At 63.9% G+C, this 16,253-nt stretch carries 14 protein-coding genes and 1 pseudogene; 5 read left to right on the plus strand and 10 right to left on the minus strand.

Going from position 1 to position 16,253, the window contains the following annotated elements; translation table 11 throughout:
• Positions 1-22 precede the first annotated feature (22 nt).
• Positions 23-565 carry a CoA-binding protein gene (locus tag D1F64_RS18570; protein WP_117413623.1) on the minus strand — a complete coding sequence of 181 codons (543 nt, stop codon included), beginning with the start codon at positions 563-565 and terminating at the stop codon, positions 23-25.
• A 132-nt stretch (positions 566-697) separates the two neighbouring features.
• Here D1F64_RS18570 and D1F64_RS18575 point away from each other — a divergent pair, with 132 nt between their 5' ends.
• Positions 698-1,342 carry a MarC family protein gene (locus D1F64_RS18575; RefSeq protein WP_117413624.1) on the plus strand — a complete coding sequence of 215 codons (645 nt, stop codon included), beginning with the start codon at positions 698-700 and terminating at the stop codon, positions 1,340-1,342.
• Positions 1,343-1,949: 607 nt separating this feature from the next.
• On the opposite strand, the gene D1F64_RS18580 is transcribed toward D1F64_RS18575, so the two are convergent.
• The 3 genes from D1F64_RS18580 to phhA form a co-directional block, all read right to left on the minus strand.
• Positions 1,950-2,747, minus strand: a complete 798-nt coding sequence (locus tag D1F64_RS18580; protein WP_117413625.1) for an enoyl-CoA hydratase — start codon at positions 2,745-2,747, stop codon at positions 1,950-1,952.
• A 207-nt stretch (positions 2,748-2,954) separates the two neighbouring features.
• Entirely contained in the window at positions 2,955-3,293 is a 339-nt protein-coding gene (locus D1F64_RS18585; protein WP_117413626.1) for a 4a-hydroxytetrahydrobiopterin dehydratase, read from the minus strand.
• Positions 3,294-3,296: 3 nt separating this feature from the next.
• Positions 3,297-4,091 (minus strand): phenylalanine 4-monooxygenase, encoded by a 795-nt coding sequence (phhA, locus tag D1F64_RS18590; protein ID WP_117413627.1) that lies wholly within the window; start codon positions 4,089-4,091, stop codon positions 3,297-3,299.
• Between the two features lie 125 nt (positions 4,092-4,216).
• Between phhA and D1F64_RS18595 the strand changes: the two genes are divergently transcribed.
• Positions 4,217-4,678 (plus strand): Lrp/AsnC family transcriptional regulator, encoded by a 462-nt coding sequence (locus D1F64_RS18595; protein ID WP_117413628.1) that lies wholly within the window; start codon positions 4,217-4,219, stop codon positions 4,676-4,678.
• A 122-nt stretch (positions 4,679-4,800) separates the two neighbouring features.
• Positions 4,801-5,220 (plus strand): annotated as a pseudogene (locus D1F64_RS18600) (PaaI family thioesterase); the annotation flags it as partial.
• A 304-nt stretch (positions 5,221-5,524) separates the two neighbouring features.
• Here D1F64_RS18600 and D1F64_RS18605 read toward each other — a convergent pair.
• Positions 5,525-5,737 carry a DUF2842 domain-containing protein gene (locus D1F64_RS18605; protein WP_117414716.1) on the minus strand — a complete coding sequence of 71 codons (213 nt, stop codon included), beginning with the start codon at positions 5,735-5,737 and terminating at the stop codon, positions 5,525-5,527.
• Positions 5,738-6,006: 269 nt separating this feature from the next.
• Here D1F64_RS18605 and D1F64_RS18610 point away from each other — a divergent pair, with 269 nt between their 5' ends.
• Positions 6,007-7,065, plus strand: a complete 1,059-nt coding sequence (locus D1F64_RS18610; protein WP_117413630.1) for a COX15/CtaA family protein — start codon at positions 6,007-6,009, stop codon at positions 7,063-7,065.
• Positions 7,066-7,250: 185 nt separating this feature from the next.
• Positions 7,251-8,381 carry a M20/M25/M40 family metallo-hydrolase gene (locus D1F64_RS18615; RefSeq protein WP_117413631.1) on the plus strand — a complete coding sequence of 377 codons (1,131 nt, stop codon included), beginning with the start codon at positions 7,251-7,253 and terminating at the stop codon, positions 8,379-8,381.
• 1,468 nt (positions 8,382-9,849) lie between these two features.
• On the opposite strand, the gene D1F64_RS18625 is transcribed toward D1F64_RS18615, so the two are convergent.
• From D1F64_RS18625 to D1F64_RS18645, 5 genes are all read right to left on the minus strand, one after another.
• Positions 9,850-11,205: an aspartate aminotransferase family protein gene (locus D1F64_RS18625; RefSeq protein WP_117413633.1), complete on the minus strand. Its 1,356-nt coding sequence runs from the start codon at positions 11,203-11,205 to the stop codon at positions 9,850-9,852.
• A gap of 1 nt (position 11,206) precedes the next feature.
• Complete coding sequence (locus D1F64_RS18630; RefSeq protein ID WP_117413634.1) at positions 11,207-12,253, minus strand: histone deacetylase family protein; 1,047 nt, start codon at positions 12,251-12,253, stop codon at positions 11,207-11,209.
• Positions 12,254-12,275: 22 nt separating this feature from the next.
• A complete protein-coding gene (locus tag D1F64_RS18635) occupies positions 12,276-13,226 on the minus strand; it encodes an NAD(P)-dependent oxidoreductase (RefSeq protein ID WP_248304799.1) in 951 nt (316 codons plus the stop codon).
• Positions 13,111-14,559: an ArgE/DapE family deacylase gene (locus D1F64_RS18640; RefSeq protein WP_248304512.1), complete on the minus strand. Its 1,449-nt coding sequence runs from the start codon at positions 14,557-14,559 to the stop codon at positions 13,111-13,113. The genes D1F64_RS18635 and D1F64_RS18640 overlap by 116 nt, the downstream gene beginning before the upstream one ends.
• Positions 14,560-14,620: 61 nt before the next feature.
• Positions 14,621-16,249 (minus strand): ABC transporter ATP-binding protein, encoded by a 1,629-nt coding sequence (locus D1F64_RS18645; RefSeq protein WP_117413636.1) that lies wholly within the window; start codon positions 16,247-16,249, stop codon positions 14,621-14,623.
• Between the last annotated feature and the right edge of the window lie 4 nt (positions 16,250-16,253).

Raw genomic sequence — 16,253 nt, forward strand, 5'->3', positions numbered from 1 at the left:
TAGCGCTGTTCGGTCCGGTGGCTCAGGCGCCGGTTTTCGAACCCGGCGCAGGCCGCAATCCGCGATGCTGGAAGCCTGATTTCAGCATCGGGCGCTTGGACGAGATGGTGCGCGAATTGACGCCGGTCCAGCCGATCTCTCCCGAGAGCCGACCGTATTCGATCTTCGGACAGCGGTCCATGACGACCCGCAGGCCCGCCGCCTCGGCGCGTTCCGCCGCCGCGTCATTGCGCACGCCAAGCTGCATCCAGACGACCTTCGGGAGCGGGGAGAGCGCCAGCGCCTCGTCGGTGACCGCGCCGGCGGCCTCGGAATTGCGGAAGATGTCGACCATGTCGATGGCCGCGGGGATATCGGCGAGGCTGGCGTGGCAGGGCCGGCCGAGGATCTCCCTGCCCGCCTGACCCGGATTGACCGGATAGACCTCGTAGCCCTTGGCAATCAGGTATTTCAGCACGAAATAGCTCGGCCGCACGGTGTTGGCGCTGGCCCCCACAATGGCGATGGTCTTCACGTCATCGAGAATCGCGCGGATATAGTCGTCGGAATAGCTGTCGTGGTTCATGAGGCCGCCTGGATTTCCTCGGGAGGCGGCAGGCTAGTGAGAATTGCGCGGCGTCACAAGGGGCTATGGCGGGCCGGCGGCCGTGCTACGCTTGTCGGAATCGCAGCGGCACGTTACACGGGGAGCGCGCACTTGGAAGGTTCCATCGGACACGCGGCGTCGGTCTTCGCCGCCTTCTTCGCCATCATGAACCCGGTGGCCAACACGCCGGTGTTCCTGTCGCTGACGGCCGGCGACGACAGCACAACCCGGCGTCAGGTGGCGCTGCGCGGCCTGGCGCTGGCCTTCGCCATCATCGTGGTGTTTTCGCTGGCGGGAAACCTGATCTTCCAGGTGTTCGGCATCACCCTGCCGGCGTTTCGCATCACCGGCGGGCTTCTGGTGTTTCTGGTCGGCTTCCACATGGTGCAGGGCGACACCTCGAAGGTGCAGCAGCCCAGCGCGGCGGACGCCAAGGCCAGCCGGCAGGCGGCGCTGGATGTGGCGATCGCGCCGCTGGCGGTGCCGATCCTCGCCGGACCCGGCACCATCGCCACCGCCATCAATTTTTCCACCAACGCCGGGATTTCCGGCCTGGTGGTGACGATCGCGGCGTTTTTCGCGCTCTGCGTGGTGAGCTACGGCTTCTTCATCTCCGGCAACCGCTTCGTGGCCTATCTCGGCGACAACGGCATCAAGATCGTCACCCGCATCATGGGGCTGATCCTCGCCGTCGTCGGCACCCAGATGGTGATCGCCGGCGTCGGCGGCGCGGTGAAGCTGTTTCAGGCCGGATAGGGGGATGGCCCCGGTTGCGGCATGCGCCGGGGCACGTCCGCCGTCGATGGGACGGCTGCCCTGCGGGCGTTCTCATCCTGGATTCCGGATCGCGTGATGCGGCTTCGCCGCACACGGTCCGGAATGACTGCGGATAGTTGAAGCGTCACAGGGGCGCTTCAGGGCTCCGCGACCGTTTGCGCCGGTGCTGCGCCACTCACCGCAGCTGCTGTCGGGCTTCAACTCTCAACGTCATTCCGGACCGAGCACGCGTCAGCGTGTCGAGAAATCCGGAACCCAGGAGAGAAGCCGCCGAAGGCGCATTCTTTCCCTTCACATGGCAACAGGGATCATGCGCCTAGACGGAGATCTTGGCCGATGCTTCGAGACGGGCCTTTGGCCCTCCTCAGCATGACGTTGAGTTGGTGGTGATTCTTCAACACGATAACGTCATGCTTCACAACGGAGCCTCGCGACGCTCCTCAGCATGAGGTTGAGCGGGTGGTGATTCTTGTAAATATATCAACACGAGAACGTCACCCTGAGGAGCCGTCGAAGACGGCATCTCGAAGGGTCGGCGGCAGGCTTGCGGGTGCTCCGGTCCGGCTCCGCGATCCGGCGCAGCCGCCTACTCCCCCGTCCACTCCGGTTTGCGCTTTTCCAGGAATGCGCCGATGCCTTCCTCGGCGTCGCGGGCCAGCATGTTCTCCGTCATCACCTGGACGCAATGGGCGTAGGCCTGATCGAGCGGCATCTCGATCTGCTGGTAGAACGCTTCCTTGCCGATCTTCAACGTCAGCGGCGATTTCGAGGCGATCATCTGCGCGTATTTGGTGACCACCACGTCGAGATACTGTTTCGGCACGATGCGGTTGATCAGGCCGAAATCCTTTGCGGTCGAGGCATCGATGCTCTCGCCCGTCAGCAGCATCTCCATCGCCTGCTTGCGGTTGGCGGCCCGGCTCACTGCCACCATCGGGGTGGAGCAGAACAGCCCGATGTTGACGCCGGGCGTACAGAAGGTGGCGGTGTCGGTGCACAGCGCCAGATCGCAGGTGGCGACCAGCTGGCAGCCGGCGGCCGTGGCCACGCCGTCGACCACGGCGATGACCGGCTTAGGAAGCGCCACGATCTGCTGCATCAGCGCCGAGCAGGTCGTCATGATCTTTTCGAAATACGCCCGGCCCCGGTCGGCGTCATTGCGGTGCGCGGTCAGTTCCTTGAGATCGTGGCCGGCGCAGAAGACCTTTCCCGGCACGGCGTCGAGCACCACCACACGAACGGCGGCGTCCGTTGCGGCGCGCTCAAGCGCGTCCTTGAGACACGCCATCATCTCTTCCGACAGCGCGTTCATGCGTTCGGGGCGGTTGAGCGTCAGCCGCAGGATGCCGTCGTCGTTGCGGGTGAGCAGGGCGTCGTCGGACATGGCACTTCCTTGGCTGTCTCATCGGTCCGGCCGGAGCCGGGATCCTCCGGGTCTGCACGGTAAATACAATGTCCGGGCCGCGGTCTCCACCTCAAATGCGGCCGGCTGGAGCAGATCCACTTCTTGCAGAATCGGATCTTGGCTCCAAGCCATTGTTTTGGCGCAAATCCGGACGGATAACCGGTGCCCACTTATCCTGGATTTGCTCTAGATCACCAATTTGTCGAGCTTGGCCGCGCAAATGAAATCGTTGAGCGACAGCCCGCCCAGCTCATGGGAGGTGTAGCGGACCGTGCAATACCCCCAGCCGAAGCTGACATCGGGATGATGCCCTTCGCGGTCGGCCAGATAGGCGGCGAGATTGGCGGTGTAGACAGCCTTGGCAAATCCCTTGAAGCGGAAGGTCCGGCTGATCTGCGTGGCGTCGCCGCTCAGCTCCCAGTCGTCGTGCAGGGCGCCCATCTGTTCCCTGGCCTGCTCGGCGGTCATGGGCTTGCCGATGCCCTGGCAGGGCTCGCATGTCTGCTGGGTAAGGTCTTGTGTCATGGTTCAGGCGTCTTCCTTGACCGGATAGAGCGGGGCGAACAGGCCGCGCGATTGCGCCGTGCGGATGTCGGCGGCCAGATCGCGTTCGGCAGCTTTGAAAAGATCATCGACCTTGTCGAGAACGAAATAGACCGGCTGATGGATATCGATCCGGTAGGGCGTTCTCAGAATGTCGATGACGTCGAAGGCGCGCCGTTGCGCATCCGGGCTTTCGACACTGTAGGGCAGTTCAGTGGGCGATGAGGCGAGCCCGGAGCCGAGCGCCTTGTAGCCGCCGTTCGCGTGGGTCAGGCCGAACTCGATGGTGAACCAGTAGAGCCGGATGAGCCAGGAATAGTCGCGCGCCTCGAGACGCTCGCCGGCCTTGCCGATCATTTCGGAGAACCGGGCAAAACGCTCGTCCGTCAACAGCGGCGTGTGACCGAAAATCTCATGAAAGATGTCCGGTTCCTTGATGTAGTCGAAGTCCTTGCGGCTGCGGATGAAGGACGCCGCCGGAAAGGTCCGGTTCGCCAGCATTCCGAAAAACTTCGAAAAGCCGATCAGCGCGGGAACAGGCTCGACCTTCCAGCCGGTCAACGCCGTGAGCGTGCGCGAGACGTCGGTACACTGGGGAACTCTGTCCGCGGGCAGCGCCAGGCGGTCGAAGCCGACGTTATATTCAGGCGCCGACCAGCGCCGGACGTTGGCCTCCTGCCTGGCGTAGAGATCGCGCCAGACCAGATTCTCCTCCTCCGTGTAGACAATGCGCCCATCCGGCTGCGGCGCCTTCGCCGTGTATGCGCTCGATTTTGCCATAGTGCCTTCCTCCTGAAAGAAAGAATACGACGATATGGCGGGAATTTGCGTTCCATTTCCGCGGCTGTTCTGCCTTAATGGAAAAGAAATCGATATAATCGTCAGATTACGGGTAAAAACATCCCATGAAACTGGATGCCGCGGACAAGAAGCTTCTGGCCCTTCTGCAACGGGACGGACGGATCAGCACCAAGGACCTGGCCGCCGAGGCAGGCATGTCGGTGTCGCCGTGCTGGCGCCGGGTGCGGCGTCTGGAAGAGGCCGGCGTCATCGACAGATACGTCGCGGTTCTCGATCGCAAGCAGCTGGGCCTGAATGCCATGGCCTATGTGCATGTGTCCCTGGTGGATCATACCCGCGAGACGATCGAGGCGTTTGACGATCTGGTTCAAACCGACCATCAGGTCATCGAATGCAGTTCGATCACCGGCGAAAGCGACTACGTGCTGAAGGTGGTTGCCCATGATCCGGAAGGGCTTGAAGCCTTCATCATGAAACGGCTGCTGGCGCCGGGGCTGGTGCGGGCATCGGTCACCAATTTCGTCCTGCGGAACACGAAATCCGGCCCGGCCCTGCCGCTCGACTGATGCCATATGGGGCATTGGAGCAAACAGCCGCGTTGCGCTTCGCGACGCTGACGGATACGTAATTTGCAAGAGAAACATCTACGGGATCAGGGGAGTGGTCTCGCGACCGGAGGGCAAGCCGTATGACACCCGTGATGAGTGCTGAAGACGTATCGACGTTTCTGGATCGGGAGTTTCCGCAGATCCACGCCGGCGGGCGCGTCTATGCCATCGACAGCATCACGCAAGGTCAGGCCGTCGTGCGTCTGTCCGCCAGCGAGATGCATCTGCGGCCCGGCGGGACCGTTTCGGGCCCGTCCATGATGGCGCTCGCGGATCTGGCGGCCTATGTGACGATCATGGCGCATATCGGTCCCGTGGCGCTGGCGGTGACCACCAACCTCAACATCAATTTCCTGAGAAAGCCCGAGCCGGGCGACCTGCTCGGCACCTGCCGGCTTCTGAAGCTCGGCAAGCGGCTGGCGGTCACCGAATGCGCCATCGCCACGGAAGGCATGGAGGATCTGGTCGCGCACGCCACCGCGACCTACTCGATCCCGCCCGGTGACGGCGGAGGCGGAAGGCGCGTGCGCCTTGCGGTGCGACGGGTCCCGCATGTTGGTTGCAAAGCCGCTTCTGCTGGCGCCGAAGCGGCGGACACGAAATGATGCAGGGTGCCACCGCATGGATCCTCGGCACAAGGCCGAGGATGACGAAGGTCGTTGTTTTTCATGAATAAATCTACCCGCCTCGTCATCCTCGGCCTTGTGCCGAGGATCCATGCGCCATCCCGCGGCCTCGCTGTCCAGCCGCATGGGCACACGCTCATGGCAGAACAGCGCCCCCGCCCCATCCCGGAACGCCGGGCTATTTTTCTTTTGGCGCGCGGTACATCCAGGAAATAATGGCGCCGGCGGGGACGATCCAGATCAGGCCGGCGATGGCGTAATAGATCAGCTTCACGGGGGTGGAGGACTGCTGCAGGCTCATGTCGCCGATCACCATGGCGAGGAAGGCATAGACGACCACGAAAACCACCAGCACGATCGTTCCGAAGAGTCGCTTGAGGGGCGGAATCATGGTCAGGTCCTTGCGTGTTCGTGCCGTGCCGCGCGTGGCCGCCGCGCTTTGGCCCGTGCATAGCAAGATGGACGGGCTTGTCGAGCGAAAATCGTCCCTCGCAAGGCCCCGCCGTGGCGCTATGTCGCGCGCATGCGGTCCGCCTGGCGGCTGCGGCGCGCTTGTGCGGCGCGCGGCGACGCGCTATCCGCGCAGGGTCTGTTTCACGGCTCTTGTCCCCGGCCGCGGAGATGGGAGTATGATCGCCCGAGATCGTTTGCGAGAGATCCATGACCGACGCCGCGCTGTATACCCCGCCCTACCCCACCGAGCGCGCCCTGCGCAGCCGGCGCCAGATCCGCTGGTGGCTCTACGGCATCTGCCTGCTGGTCTTCGCCATGGTGGTTGTCGGCGGAGCGACACGGCTGACCGATTCAGGCCTTTCGATCACCGAATGGAAGCCGATCCACGGCGCCATTCCGCCGATCGGCGAGGCCGAATGGCAGGAGGAATTCGCCAAATACCGCCAGATTCCGGAGTATGAGCAGATCAACAAGGGCATGACGCTCAGTGAGTTCAAGTTCATCTTCTGGTGGGAATGGGCGCACCGGCTGCTGGGGCGGATTGTCGGCGTGGCGTTCTTCGTCCCATTGGTGTGGTTCTGGGCGCGCGGCCAGATCGAGCCGAAGCTGAAGCCGCGGCTGGTGGGGCTGTTTCTGCTCGGCGGACTGCAGGGCGGCATCGGATGGTGGATGGTGAGCTCGGGGCTTGTCGACCGGGTCGACGTCAGCCAGTACCGGCTGGCGATCCATCTGACCATCGCCTGCCTGATTTTCTCCTGGGCGCTGTGGCTGGCGCGCGGGCTGGCGCCACAGCGCGCCAGCGAGCCTGCGGCCCGCGGCCAGGCCGGTGTCGCCATCCTCCTCGTGGTGCTCGGATTGGCGCAGGTCTTTCTGGGCGGGCTCGTGGCCGGGCTGCACGCCGGGCTGACCTACAACACCTGGCCGCTGATGGATGGCGAGCTGGTGCCGTCGGGGCTGCTGATGCTCGAGCCCGCGTGGCGGAATTTCTTTGAGAACATCACCTTGGTGCAGTTCCAGCACCGGATCGGCGCCTATGTGCTGTTCGCCTGCGCGCTGGCGCACTTGATCGATGTGCGCCGCCGCAGCCCTGGCCACGCCAAACGGGCCATGGGCGCCTTCATGGCGGTGACGTCGCAGGCGGTTCTCGGCATCGCCACCTTGCTGCTCGTCGTGCCCTTCTGGTTCGCGCTGGCCCATCAGGCGCTGGCCGTCGCCGTGCTCGGCATGCTGGTGGTGCACGCACAAGCGTTGTCGAAGGCGCGATAGCACAGCGCGCCCGGCGCGCAGCTCCCCGAGGTGATCCAATCCGCCGGCAGCGTCCACGCGGGTGCCGGCATGCTTGCGCGAAAGCGTCAGTCTTTCCAGAAGCTTCGCGCTCCTGATCGCGCCTTGTATCGCGTCCGGCCCGCCGCTACCATCGCGATACCTCAGACAATCCGGGACGCCCTTTCGTGACCTACAAAGACCTGCCGTTCGACGCCGACGCCATGCTCGCGGGGCTGAGGCCCTGGGTGGAATGCGAAAGCCCCACCTTCGATGCAGCCGCCGTCGACCGGATGATGGATCTGGCCGCATCCGAGATGGCCGCCGCCGGCGCAACCATCGACCGGATACCCGGAACCATGGGATTTGGCGGATCGGTGCGGGCGCGCTTTCCGCACAAGAATTCCGGCAATCCCGGCGTGCTAATCAGCGGGCATCTCGATACCGTGCACCCCATCGGCACGCTGGACGTGCTGCCGTGGCGCATCGAGGACGGCCGCTGCTACGGCCCCGGCATCATGGACATGAAGGGCGGCAACTACTGCGCGCTGGAAGCCATCCGGCAACTGGCCCGCGCGGGGCTGGAGACGCCGCTGCCCATAACTGTGCTTTTCACGCCGGACGAGGAAGTGGGCACGCCGAGCACCCGCGAATTGATCGAGGAAGAGGCCAAGGCGAACAAATACGTGCTGGTGCCCGAACCCGCCTGCGCCGGCGGCGGCGCGGTGACCGGGCGCTACGCCATCGCGCGCTTCAACGTGAAGACCACCGGCCGGCCGGCGCACGCGAGCTGGGCGCTGAAGGACGGCCGCTCGGCCATCGCCGCCATGGCGAAGAAGATCCTCGAGATCGAGGCGATGACCGAGGAAGACTGCACCTTCTCCGTCGGCGTCGTGCACGCGGGCCAGTGGGTCAACTGCGTCTCCTCGTCCTGCGACGCGGAAGTGCTCTCCATGGCCAAGCGGCAGGCCGATCTGGACGCGGGCGTGCAGCGCATGCTGGCGCTGTCGGGCGAGGAGAACGGCGTGACAACGGAGGTGACGCGCGGCGTGACCCGGCCCGTGTGGGAGCCGGACGCCGGCACGCTGGCGCTCTACGAGGTCGCGCGGGAGATTTCCGCCGATATCGGTTTCAACCTCACGCATGAGAGCGCCGGCGGCGGGTCGGACGGCAATTTCACCGGCGCGCTGGGCATCCCGACGCTGGATTCCATCGGCGTGCGCGGCAAGGGCCTGCACACGCTGGACGAGCACATCGAGATCGACAGCCTGGCTGAGCGCGCGAAACTCATCGCCGGCATGCTGCTGAGGCTGGCGTAAGAGGGCGTCATTGCAGAGAGGGGCGCCTGCGGAGCGGCTCGCTGGATGACCGGATTGGGCAACGCCACTCCCACGCGGTGTCATCCTCGGGAGGCCGCAGGCCTTCCCGGGGATCCAGTAGTCCGTGCGGCCAGCGCCGGCACGCGGTCCGTGAGGCTTGTGGGTACTGGATCCCCGACCCGGGCTTCGCCCTCTCGGGGATGACACGGATGAGATGGCGAGGGGCGTGCCATGCCAGGCAGTCGCCACGCCCCGGCGCCCTCCCCGCCGCAGCGAAGCGGAGAGCGGGGACCCTCCTCCCCGATTGTCACCCCGGGCTTGACCCGGGCCCACTATGCCGCTCGGCGAATGAGGACGTTTGTGCGTAAGCTCGTGCCTCACCACCAAACCCGCAAGCGCCTCAACAAGCAGAGACCAGAGTAGGCCCCGGCTCGGGGGCCGGGGTGACAATCGGGGTGGGAAACAGCGTTGATGACAAACCGGGGGCATTCACACAGAATAAAACTCTTATTCACTTGTAGTATTCGTAACGTCCGCGCGACATCACAAGAAAAATTATCATAGTATAATAGTTAAAAATAAAAAGAGGAACGACGAAAAAAAGAAACGACGCCCCACCAACACTCTCCCAATATGGCGGCATGATTCCGTTGGCACGTAACAGAACCGGAGCGAACGAAATTATATAAAGCACAGGGAGAATAAATGCGACCAAAGCCAGACCGATCTTGTCGCCGATACGCAATTCACCCGGAGCGGACGCATCTATAACCCGACCGTATTTGAACATCCCCAGGAATTTTCGATTTCGTGCCAGATCGCTCGAATGAACGAATACTTGTGCACCCTTAAAGAGATTATGAAGCATTAAAACGAAGAATACAGGAAGCCAACTAACAATATATGAAAAAGAGGAATATTTATATTCCAAGACAGTTACAGATATCCAAAAAGATAAAGAAATTATAAATAATACAAAATAAAATGTGACGTTGTACTTACGAACTACACCTCCATCAATGCAATACAATTCAATTATTCTACTAAAAATGAGCTCAAACAAAAATATTATCGGGATTACGATTAATAGATAAAATATTGTATTGGAATTCATTAAGAAAATTAAAGAAAGCATCAGTGTAGATGGAAACTTAAAAAGCGGTACATTTATAAAATAAGCTAATTTTAACATCAGATTTGCTGCTCATACTAAATAAATAATGTCGAATTATCCATACTTACTCATTCATTCATGACGCCACCTCTTGAACGATCCTGCGAGCCAATCGCATTGAATGAAAACACGCTTAAAGCGCTAAGTTGACAATCGGCCGATAACAAGCATCCTCATTTTTTAAAGGAAACAAGTTCTTTCGGAACGAGCGCCTGGCGCATTGTCTGAGCCCTCATTGCACCGCATTCGGTGGGGCCCAGACGCAGCAACACCATCGAGCGGAAACCGCTCCCCTCAGCCGACCGCCTTGGCGACCGCGTCGAGCGAGGCTTCGGCGATGTCGAAGATCTCATTGATCTGCTTTTCCGTGGTGATCAGCGGCGGGCAGAAGGCCAGCGCGTCGCCCATGTTGCGCGAGATCAGGCCGCGTTCCTGCATTTCCAGGTTCATCTTGCCGCCCAGCGCGCCGGGCGTTGCGGCGAAGGCCTCATGGGACACCTCGACGGCGCCGATCAGGCCGATGCCGCGGGTCTCGATCGCCAGCGGATGCGTGAGCAACCCCGTGAGCCGGCTCATGAAGCGCGGGCTGATGTCCTTGACATGGCCGAGCAGATCGCGCTCCTCGATAATCTTCAGGTTCTCCAGCGCAACGGCCGAGGCCACCGGGTGGCCGCTGGCGGTATAGCCGTGACCGAGCACGCCGATGCGATGGGATTCATCGGCGATCGGCTGATAGACGGTGTCGTTGACCAGAAGGGCCGAGATCGGGACGTAGGAGGACGAAAGCTGCTTGGAGAGCGTCATCATGTCCGGCTGCAGCTTGTAGGTGGTGGTGCCGAACATCTCGCCGGTGCGTCCGAAGCCGCAGATCACCTCGTCGGCGACGAAGAGAATGCCGTATTTCTTCAAGACCGGCTGCACGGCCTCCCAGTAGCCGTCCGGCGGCACGATCACGCCGCCAGCGCCCATCACCGGCTCGGCGAAGAAGGCGGCGATGGTCTCGGGACCCTCGGCCAGGATCATGTCTTCCAGATCCTGCGCACAGCGCTTCGCGAAGGCCGCCTCGTCCTCACCGTCGCGCGCCATCGTGCGGTAGTGCGGGCAGGTGGTGTGCAGGATGCCGGCGATCGGCAGATCGAAGGAACGGTGGTTGTTGGGCAGGCCGGTGAGGCTGGCCGAGGCCAGCGTCACGCCGTGATAGCCCTTCACGCGCGAGATGATCTTCTTGCGCTCGGGCTGGCCCAGCGCGTTGGAGCGGTACCAGATCAGCTTGATCGCGGTGTCGTTGGCTTCCGAGCCGGAGTTGGTGAAATACACCTTGGACATCGGCACCGGCGCCATGCCGATCAGCTTTTCCGCCAGCTCCACGGAAGGCCCGTGCGACTTGTGCGTGAACGTGTGGTAGTAGGGCAGCGTCTCCATCTGCCGCGTGGCGGCCTCGACAAGGCGCTTCTCGCCAAAACCGAGCGCCACGCTCCACAGGCCCGACATGCCCTCGATGTAGCGCTTGCCGTGATTGTCGGTGACGTAGATGCCCTCGCCCTTCTCGATGACCAGCGGGCCCATCTCTTCGTGGCGGCGCGCATCGGTGTAGGAATGCATCTGGAAGGCGATATCGCGCGCCTCGATGGAATTCGGCAATTGGCTCATCTTAAACCTCAACGGGCTCGGTCTTCGCCAGCTCGTCCCGGCTGGCCGTCAGGTAGATTTCGGCGTTTTTCGCAAGCGAGGGGCCGAGATAGCCGCCTTCCTGGATCAGCGCGGTGGGCAGGCCCATGCGCACGATCTCGCGCGCCATGATCTCGAAACCCGCGCCCGTCATCTTCACTTCGGACAACGGATCGTCATTCGCCATGTCAAAGCCCAGCGAGACCACCAGCGCTTCCGCGCCGAATTCCGTAATCGCCGCAAGCCCTTCGCGGAAGCGCTCCAGAATGCTCTCCTCGGTGCAGCCCGGCTGCAGCGTCAGATTGAGGGTCGCGCCCTCGCCTTCGCCCGCGCCGCACTCGTCCGCATAGCCGAGATAATAGGTCGGATAAACCGCCGGATCGACATGCAGCGAGCACAGGAACACATCGCCGCGTTCATAGAAAATATCAAGCGTGCCGTTGCCGGTATGCGTATCAATATCGAGAACCGCGACCTTGGCGAATTTCTCGCGCAGCTTCTGAGCGGCGACGGCCGCGTTGTTGAAGGCGCAGAAGCCGTTGGCCGCATCATGCAGCGCGTGGTGCCCCGGTGGTCGCGACAGGCCGTAGACCATGCGCTCGCCGGCCATCACCCGCGCCGCAGCCTCGATCGCCGTCTGGGCCGACCAGTAGATCGCCTCCCAGGTGCCCGCCGTCAGCGGCACCGAGGTGTCGGTCGCGTACCAGCCGAGCTGGCCGTAGATGGAGTCCGAACGCCGCCCGGCGCGGCGGCCCGGATGATAGGTCGGGATCGGCTCGGCGTCGCCGGCTTCCGCGACCCACCGCTCATAGGCGTCCTTCCAGAAGTCCACGTAGCCCGCGTCGTGCACCGCCTTGATCGGCGCATCGCCGTAGTCCTGCGGCGCCTCGATTGGGAAACCGTTGGCCAGAAGCATGTCGCGGATCAGGATGGCGCGCTCCGCCTGCTCGGGATGCGGGATATAGGCGCCGCGGCGGAAATACCGCTGAGGCGTGTGTTTGAGCTGACGTTCGTCGAAAATCGCTTTCATGGATGGCGTCCCGTTCGTGAAGTCAATAGCCGCTGGCGCGGTCAACGGCGGTGTCCGGCGTCCGCCCGTCCATCACCTCGTGCACTGCGCGCGCGATCTGGCGCGCCACCAGCTCCGGCGCGGTGTCGCTGGCCTGATGCGGCGTGATCAGGATGCGCGGATCGCGCCACCACGGATGCTCCGGTGGCAGGGGTTCCCGGCGGAAGACGTCGAGCGAGGCGGCGGACAGCCGGCCGCTGTCGAGCGCCGCGTCGAGATCCGCCTCCACCAGATGTTCGCCCCGGCCCAGTTGGATCAGCACCGCGCCCATCGGCATCTGGTCGAAAAGACCGGCGCTCAGAATATCGCGCGTGGCCTCGGTGAGCGGCAGCACGTTGATCAGCATCCGCGCGCGCGCCGCGGTGCGTTGGGCCGATCCAGGACCCGTCTCGAAGCTGACGCCGGGCATCGCCTCGCCCTTGGGCGCGCTGCGCACGGCGGCGATGACGGGAAAGCCCATACCGGTGACGGCGCGCGCCACGGCGCGGCCCATCAGCCCGAAGCCGAGAATGCCGACGGGACAGTCGCGCGGGCGGACGACATTGTCGAAGCGCTGCCGCCGCCAGCGGCCTTGCGCCTGCGCGTCCAGATGCACCTGCATCGCGCGGTGATGCCAGATCACGTGCCAGGCGGCGAAGCCGGCCATCAGATCGCCCTGGCTGTCGTCGCGCACCCGGGTGACGACAGCGTCATCCGGCAGGCTTGGACAGTTGACGATGCTGTCGACGCCGGCGGCGATCGACGCCACCATCTTCACGTTGGGATAGCGCTCGAAGGCGAAGTCGGACGGCTGCCAGGCGACGGCGAAGCGGACGGCCTTAGGGTCGTCGATGTCCTCGGGACGCCGCAGCCGGATCGCGCCGCGATGCGCGTCGAAGGCGGCGCCGATGTGCTGCTCGATGTCGAGCGTGGCGCTGAGATAGACCCCCTCGATCGGGGCGGTACCCGTCATGCGCGGCCGTCCCCTCTGCGTCGGCTTGCGGTACGATCGGCTCCAGCCCGCACCACTCGGCGATGAACAGCGCGATGGCCCCGGTCACCCGCTTGATCGACGACAGCGAGACACGCTCGTCGAAGCCATGGATGTTCTCGGTGATCGGGCCGTAGACCAGGCACGGCATGTCCGCGTAGATAACGAAGACGCGGGCGTCCAGATAGCCCGGCGTCACGAAGCTCTCGAGTTCCTGGCTGGTGGCGCGGCGATGCGCGTCCGCGAGCGCCGCTTCCGCGTCGCTGCCCTCCTCCAGCACATAGCCGCGCGCGAAAAACCCGTTCCAGGTGATCGTCGGCGGCCGGTTGCCGAGGAACGGGTCGCCCGCGAGATCCTTCGCCAGATGCGCCTCGATCTGTGCGGCGCGCATCTTGGGATCGTCGCCGGGATAGATGGCAATGCGGCATTGCAGCTTGCACCAGGCGGCCACCGTCGACGCCCAGTCGCCGCCCTCGATCTTGCCGACGTTGAAGTTGATCGGGTGCTCGAGGTCCTCGAAATACGGATAGTTCACCTTCTCCGCGTTCCAGCCCTCGGTCATCGCCTTGAGGCTCTCGATGACGCGAAAGCTCGCCTCGATGGCGTTGGCGCCGGTGCCGGCCTCGCGCACATGCACCGGATGGCCCGCCACATGCACCTCGAACCACAGCACGCCGCAGTTGGCGCGCACCAGCATCTCGTCCTCGGGCTCGGGGATGATCGCCGCATCCGCCGTATAGCCCTCAATGAGACAGGCGAGCGCGCCGTTGCCGGTGCATTCCTCCTCGACGACGCTTTGCACATGCACCTTGGCCGCCGGCTGGAAGCCGAGCCGGCGCAGCGCGTCGAGCGCGAAGATGTTCGCCGCAAGCCCGGCCTTCATGTCGCCGCCGCCGCGGCCATAGAGCCAGTCGCCCTCGCATTTGGGCTCCCAGGGCGGCGAGACCTCCCACATCTCGTGCGGGCCTTCGGGCACCACGTCCATGTGGCCGTTGAGGATCAGCGATCGGCCGGTGGCCTGACGCGGCGTGTGGGTGGCGACCACGTTGACGGCCTCGGAATAATCCACCGCGACCGGCGAGAAGCCTGGATGATCGTGGATCTTGTCCACGTCGATCACGAAGCTGTCGACCGCGTAGCCGCGCGCCTCAAGCGCCTTGCCGATGAAATCCTGCGCCGGCTTTTCCGCGCCGCGCAGCGAGGGAAAGCGGATCAGGTCCTCGGTAAAGGCGATCTGCGCGTCAAATCCCTGCTCGACGGCGTCCAGGATCTGTTGCGCCAATGTCTCTTCGGTCATGGGGTCTCGCCGGTCATGGTGTCTTCGCAAAGGGGTCCGGAAAATTCGGTGCGGCGCGGCCTCAGCCGGCGGCGGCCAATTCCTTCTCGCGGCCCGGGATCGCCTCGATCAGCGAGCGGGTGTAGGCCGTGCGGGGGTTCTCAAAAATCTCGCGCGCCGGGCCCTGCTCCACCACCACGCCCTTCTGCATCACCGCGATGCGGTCGCAGATCTGGGCCGCGACCCGCAGGTCATGGGTGATGAAGACCAGCGACAGGTTCAGCCGCTGCTTGAGCTCGGCGAGCAGATCGAGCACCTGCGCCTGGATGGACACGTCGAGCGCGGAGACCGCCTCATCGGCGATGATCACCCGCGGCTCGAGCGCCAGCGCGCGGGCGATGCCGATGCGCTGCCTCTGACCACCGGAGAATTCATGCGGATAGCGCTCGATGGCGGAGGCGTCGAGGCCCACCAGTTCCAGAAGGTCCGCGGCGCGGGCATAGGCTTTTTCGCGCGACTCGCCATGCGCCATGGGGCCTTCGGCGATGATGCGGCCGACGCGGGCGCGCGGATTGAGCGAGGCATAGGGGTCCTGGAAGATCATCTGGATGGCCTTGCGCGCCTCGCGCAGTGCCTCGCCCTTCAGGTGCGCCATGTCGGTGCCCGCCAGCAGCACGTTGCCGCGATCGGGATCCATCAGCCGCACCAGACAGCGCCCGACGCTCGACTTGCCGGATCCGGATTCCCCGACAATACCCAGCGTCTCGCCTTCTTCCAGCCGCAGGTTCACGTCCTTGACGGCCTCGACGACGCGCGCGGGGCCGGAGAACAGCCCGCCGCCGGTGCGGTAGGTCTTGTACAGGCCGATGACCTCGAGAATGCGCGGGCGCTTCTTGCGTGCTTCGCCCTCTTCCGCGCCGATGCGCAGCGTCGGAATGGCGGCGATCAGCTTGCGCGTATAGGGATGCTGCGGATTGTCGAGCACGGCCTCGGCGGTGCCGGCCTCGACGATGCGGCCTTCCTGCATCACCGCGACCTTGTCGGCGATCTCGGCGACGACGCCGAAATCATGGGTGATGAACATCACCGCCATGCCGCGGTGCTTTTGCAGGTTGCGCACAAGCTCCAGGATCTGGGCCTGGGTGGTCACGTCGAGCGCGGTGGTCGGCTCATCCGCGATGAGAATGTCGGGCTCGAGCGCCAGCGCCATGGCGATCATCACCCGCTGGCGCTGACCGCCGGACAACTGGAACGGATAGGCGCGCACGGCCTTCGCGGGCTCGGGAATGCCGACCTCGTCGAGCAGCTCGATGGCGCGGGCGCGGCGCTCCTTCGGGCTCAGCAGACCATGCGCCTCGAACACCTCGCAGATCTGGTCCTCGACGCGCATCAGCGGGTTGAGCGCCGACATGGGCTCCTGGAAGATCATCGCCAGGCGGCGGCCGCGCAGATCCATCAGCTCCGTTTCGGAAAGCTGAAGAAGATCCATGCCGTCGAACAGGATTTTTCCCGCCACCGGGCGCACCAGATCGGGCAGCAGCCCCATCATGGCGTTGGCCGACATGGACTTGCCGGAGCCGGATTCACCCACGATGCACAGGATCTCGCCGGCGTTCAGGTCGAAGCTGACGTCATCGACCGCGAAGGGACGGTCCGCGCCCTCGGGCAGGGAGATGCGCAGGCCTTCGATGCTCAGGACGGGGGTCGTCATGGCC

This window comes from Breoghania sp. L-A4 (assembly GCF_003432385.1).
Lineage (GTDB): Bacteria > Pseudomonadota > Alphaproteobacteria > Rhizobiales > Stappiaceae > Breoghania.